The 3,590-nt window shown below is 70.9% G+C and carries 4 protein-coding genes; all 4 read right to left on the bottom strand.

Translation table 11 applies throughout. The annotated features are described in order from the left end of the window. On the bottom strand, positions 1 to 2,187 hold a 2,187-nt coding region (locus C7389_RS24545), incomplete at its 3' end, for a chemotaxis protein CheA (protein WP_246034961.1). A gap of 26 nt (positions 2,188 to 2,213) precedes the next feature. Next, a complete protein-coding gene (locus C7389_RS24540; protein ID WP_211168617.1) occupies positions 2,214 to 2,579 on the bottom strand; it encodes an STAS domain-containing protein in 366 nt (121 codons plus the stop codon). Then, positions 2,576 to 2,944, bottom strand: coding sequence for a response regulator (locus tag C7389_RS24535; RefSeq protein ID WP_133595288.1), 369 nt, complete (start codon positions 2,942 to 2,944; stop codon positions 2,576 to 2,578). Before C7389_RS24535 ends, C7389_RS24540 begins: the two co-directional genes overlap by 4 nt. A 42-nt stretch (positions 2,945 to 2,986) precedes the next feature. Continuing rightward, positions 2,987 to 3,590, bottom strand: a 604-nt coding sequence (locus C7389_RS25790; protein ID WP_281275417.1) for a methyl-accepting chemotaxis protein, incomplete at its 5' end; no start/stop codon positions are given.

The raw sequence follows: 3,590 nt of genomic DNA, 5'->3' as shown, positions 1-3,590 counted from the left end.
GGTAGCGATGTGGCTCATGGCGGCGACATCGAGGATGAGGGCGACCTCGCCGGAGCCGAGGATGGAAGAGCCGGAGAGTCCGCGCATGCCGCGGAAGAGTCGTCCGAGGGGCTTGATGACGGTCTGCAGTTCGCCCTGGAGCTGATCGACGACGACGCCGATGCGCTGTCCCTGGTGATGGATGACGACGATGTTTTCGCGCCTGGGGGCCTCGCCGCCGAGGGCGAAGAGCTCGCGCAGGCGGACATAGGGGAGGACCTCGCCGCGCAGATTGACGTACTGGCGGCGCTCGGCGGCGAGGGCAGGGGCGAGGGCGATGCATTCGCGCACCGCCTCCAGCGGGAGGACGAAGGGCACGCCCTGCACGCGCACGAGGAAGCCGTCGATGATGGCGAGGGTGAGGGGCAGGCGCAGGCGCAGGGTGGTGCCTTGCCCCGGGGTGGTATCGATGTGGATGGAGCCGCGCAGGGCGGCGATGGTCTTTTTGACCACGTCCATGCCCACCCCGCGGCCGGAGACGTTGGTGACCTGCTCTGCGGTGGAGAAGCCGGGCTCGAAGATGAGGGCGTGCACCTCCGCATCCGAGAGCTGGGCGTGCTCGGCGACGAGGCCGCGCTCGCGGGCATGGGCGAGCAGGCGTTCGCGGTCCAGGCCGCGGCCATCGTCGCCGATCTCGATGACGATGCCGCCGGAGTCGTGGTAGGCGTTCAGGCTCACCCGCCCGCGCTCGGGCTTGCCGGCGGCGCGGCGGGCCTCGGGGGGCTCCAGGCCGTGGTCGATGGCGTTGCGCACCAGGTGCATGAGCGGATCGCCCAGCTTCTCGACCATGGTCTTGTCGAGCTCGGTGTCGGCGCCGGTGATCTCCAGGGCGATGTCCTTGCCCAGTTCGCGGCCGAGTTCGCGCACCACGCGGTGGAAGCGGTTGAAGGTCTCGCCGATCTCCACCATGCGCAGCTTCAGGGTCACATCGCGCACCTGCTCGACCAGGCGATTGACCGCGGCGGCGGCCTCCTGGGCGCGGCGGTCGCGGCGGCTGCGGGCGACCAGGTGGGAGGCCGCGCCGGCGATGACCAGTTCGCCGACGAGGTTGATGAGTTCGTCGAGCTTCTCCGCATGCACGCGCACGAACTGGGACTCGTGGCCCTTGTCGGCGCTGGCGCGCTGCTTGGCCTGGGCCTGGCGTTCGAGGGCGGCCTCCACCACCGGCGGGTGGGCCATGCCCTCGGCCACCAGCAACTCGCCCAGCGGCACCTGGGCCTGGGGCGCGAGGCGGGTCTGGTCGGCGAGGCCGAGCTCCAGCTCACGGGCGGTGAGGGCGCCGGCGGCGACGAGGATCTCGCCCAGGCGCTCCGGCCCCTCGGGCAGGTCGTGGATGAGCTGCACGTAGTCGGCGATGCGGCTGTGCGGCGGCAGCAGGCGCAGCTGGCAGTCGTCGCGCACGAAGTCGAACACCGCTTCGATGGCAGCCTTGTCGCGCTCGGAGTCGAGCTCGACCTCGAAGCCGAAGTAGCAGGCGAGGGGGTCGAAGTCCTCGGCCGCCGGGAGCGCATCGAGCAAGGTGGTGACGTGGACGATGCGGCCCAGTTCGCCCAGGTAGCGCAGGAAGCTCAGCGGGTCCATGCCGTCGCGCAGCACGCCGGGGGCGAAACGCAGCGACAAGTGCCAGGTGTCGGCCTGTACCCGTTCCAGCATGGCCTCGGCCGCGACCGGGGGGGAGGCGGGCGCAGGGGCGCTGGCGGCCTGGCCGGCACCATCGCCCGCCGTGGCCGGCGGCGGCGCTGCCTCGCCCAGGGCCACTTGCAGGCGGGCGAGCAGCGCATCGCCATGCGGGGCGAGCAGGGCCTCGCCGCCGTCGTCCTCCAGCGCCCGGCCGACCAGATCCTCGAGGTGGTCGCGGCACTCGAGCAACAGCTCCAGCAGGCTGGGGGTGGGCGTGAGTGCGCCGTCGCGCAGCCGCGAGAGCAGATTCTCCACGTGATGGGTGAAGCCGACGACCGCCTCCAGGCCGAACATGCCGGCCGAGCCCTTGATCGTATGCGCGGCGCGGAACAGCGCATGCAGCCGCTCCACGTCATGGCCCTCCTCGCACAGCGCACGCAGGTGCGCATCCATCGCCGCCAGCAGCTCACCGCTCTCCTCGAAGAAGGTGCGCAGCGCCGCTTCCATGCCGGGAATCCGTTCTGCCACGTGCTACTCCTGGATAGACGGGCCGTTCAGGCCCAGGGGGTTTGGATCGGCAGGGGATCGCCGAACAGGGGCGCGAGCCCGAGGAACTCGATGGCCTCGGCCGCCGCCGGGCTGTGGGCGCTGAGGCGCAGGCTGCGGCCCTCGCGGGCGGCGGTGCGCTGGAGTTGGGCGAGGATCTGCAGGCCGGTGGTGTCGATCAGGCTCACCGCCGACAGGTCCAGCTCGAGTACGGTAGCGGCGCGCAGGCCGGCGATGAGGCGGCGCCACAGGGCGTCGGCGGCATAGATGTCCACATCGCCCTCGAGCACGATCCGCATCCGCCCCTCGGCGTCGGGCAGATCGGCCGCCGGCGCCTCGTCGGCGGGCGCATTCGCCGTCGTGTCGGCGCTCATGGCTGAATCAGCTTCGCCACCGCGGCGAGCATCTGCGCCGGCTGGAAGGGCTTCACCACCCAGGCCTTGGCCCCGGCCTCCTTGCCCTGGCGCATCTTGTCCGCCTCGGACTCGGTGGTGAGCATGATGACCGGCGTGAACTGGTAGCCGGGCTTCTGCTTCATCTGGCGGAGGAAGCCGATGCCGTCCAGGCGCGGCATGTTCACATCGCTGATAACGAGGTTGATCTTGCGGCCATCGAGCCTGGCCAGCGCGTCCTGGCCATCGGCGGCTTCGATCACCTCGTAGCCGGCACCGGTGAGGGCGGTCTTGACCACCATCCGGATCGAGGCGGAGTCATCGACGATGAGTATGGTCTTGGCCATGTAGGAAAAATCCTCGGGGAGTCGGGCGTTGGCGGGAAGGGATCAGAAGAAGGTGATCTCGGTGGGGGCACCGGCGCGCGGGGTGGCGGCGCCCTTGTGGATGGCATGCTGTTCGGCGGTGGAGTAGGTGGCGGCGAGCGCATCCATCCAGGCGCCGACGTCGTCGGCACTGGCCTCGCGATGGGCGCCGCGGGCGACGAAGTCCTCGAGCTTGGCGATGTCCTGCATGACGTGGGCGAGGATCTGGCCGACGCGGTCCTGGAACTGCAGGTGGACGAGCACATCGTCTATCTCCCTGCCGATGCGGGCGCCGTCCTCGCGCAGTTGGGCGCTGGCGCGCTCGAGGGCGTCGCCGCTGCGCTCGAAGCGGGTGAGGACGAGGCCGATGCGCTGCTCGGCGGCGTCCATGTGGCCGTGTTCGCGGGTGGCGAGCTGCTGGGCGTTGGCGACGGTCTGGGCCAGCGCCTGGCCGACGGTGTCGACGGTGTCGCGGATGCGCTGTCCGCTTTGCGCGGACTGGGCGGAGAGCTTGCGCACCTCATCGGCGACGACGGCGAAGCCGCGCCCGACCTCGCCGGCGCGGGCCGCCTCGATGGAGGCGTTCAGCGCAAGAAGATTGGTGCGCGCGGCGATCTCGCCGACCTCG

The organism is Azoarcus indigens, assembly GCF_004361735.1.
In the GTDB taxonomy this organism is placed as follows: Bacteria; Pseudomonadota; Gammaproteobacteria; order Burkholderiales; family Rhodocyclaceae; genus Azoarcus; species Azoarcus indigens.
Note: the sequence above shows the minus strand (reverse complement) of the source record. Positions and strands in the feature narration are given on the sequence as shown.